This window comes from Burkholderia sp. BCC1638 (genome assembly GCF_902833195.1).
Classification (GTDB): Bacteria; Pseudomonadota; Gammaproteobacteria; order Burkholderiales; family Burkholderiaceae; genus Burkholderia; species Burkholderia diffusa.
In genome coordinates, this window is sequence record NZ_CADFEC010000075.1 from 1 (window position 1) to 1,450 (window position 1,450).

Consider the following 1,450-nt stretch of genomic DNA (forward strand, 5'->3'; position numbering starts at 1 on the left):
GCCCCTATGTGTTTCGTCAAGCGGTAGGGGCTGACTTGGGTTGGTAAATGGTGCCGTCGCGCAGCATGGCGAACAGGACGTCACAGCGTCGCCGTGCGAGCGCGATGAGCGCTTGGTTGTGGCGCTTGCCCTGCTGGATCTTGCGCGCGTAATAGGCCCGCGAGACGGGGTCTCGCAAGGCTGCGAAGGCGGATAGGAACAAGGCGCGCTTGAGCACCTTGTTGCCGCGTCTGGATGGATGTTCGCCTCGGATAGACGAGCCTGAGCGCCGGGTGACCGGGGCAAGGCCAGCGTAGGCCGCCAAGTGTGCAGCCGAAGCGAAGGCTTTGTGGGCGACTTCGGTCAGGAGTCTGGCGGCGGTCCTGACGCCGACTCCCGGCATGCTGGTCAGGACCGGCCAAAGAGGGTGAGCAAGCACCAGTCGCTCCACTTCGGCAGCGACCTCGTCACGCTGCTTACGCAAAGCCGCAAGCTGCTGGGCCAAACGAGGCATGACGATGGTGGCAGCTTGTGTGCCGGGCACGATCACGGCTTGTTCGTGCAAAGCCTGAACGATCTCAGCCGCCAAGCTTTTGCCCATGCGGGGCGCGAGCTTGGTCAGGCGGTTGGCGAGCGTCTTCTCGCTGGTTGCGGCAAGCGCGGCGGGTGATGGGTAGCGCTCAAGCAGATCGAGCACCGCCGGATGGTCGAGGCGCGGTCCGAGAACGCGCTCGAGCGCCGGATGGATCTGGGTGAGCAGGCCGCGAATGCGGTTGCTGGTTTGAGTGACCTGAGCGGCGAGATCATCGTCGAAGCCGCACAGCATGGTGAGCTCGGCGAGCTGCTCGTCGGCCAATCGAAGTGAGCGCAGCGTATGCGGCATCGAGCGGGCGGCTTCGGCAATGATCGCGGCGTCGCGGGCATCGGTCTTGGCTTCACCTGCATGCAGATCGGCGATGCGGCGCATGGCCAGTCCGGGCAGATAGGCGACGAATACGCCTTCCGCGCGGGCGACGGCCACCGGAAGCGCGCCGATGGTGGAAGGCTGATCGACGACGAACAGCAATCGACCGTGAGTCTTGAGTTCGGCGATGAGAGCTCGCAGTTTGACCTCGTCGTTGGGTAGCGCCTTGTTGTACAGACGCTTGCCGTTCCGATCGAGCGCAACGGCGTGATGCTGGCCTTTACCGACATCGACGCCGACGAAGACATCGACGGCACCATGTTGTTGAGTGTCTTGCATCGAAGTATGAGCAGAGTGAACGGATTGGCCTGCAACAACGGTGGCAAGTCTCGGCATCCACGTTACGGACGGCGTCGGGATATCCCGGCCAAACCCCTATCAGCGATCACCAGCCACCCACCAGGCCCGGTGACAACACCCCCCGGATCATGACTGCGACTGGGGGCGAGAATCATGCCGGGCCTGGCTGGCCAAAGCCCCGATTATCGGGGCACGAAGATAGTAACG

Annotated in this window: 1 protein-coding gene; it reads right to left on the reverse strand. The window is 63.6% G+C overall.

The annotated features are described in order from the left end of the window. Positions 1–16: 16 nt before the first annotated feature. The gene (locus HWX22_RS31210; RefSeq protein ID WP_175912686.1) at positions 17–1,222 is read right to left on the reverse strand and encodes an IS110 family transposase; all 1,206 of its coding nucleotides are present in this window, start codon (positions 1,220–1,222) and stop codon (positions 17–19) included. Positions 1,223–1,450: the final 228 nt, after the last annotated feature.

Bases quoted from the DNA above. Each gene is read 5' to 3' on its own strand.
- HWX22_RS31210 (WP_175912686.1), bottom strand. From the start codon at position 1,222: ATGCAAGACACTCAACAACATGGTGCCGTCGATGTCTTCGTCGGCGTC.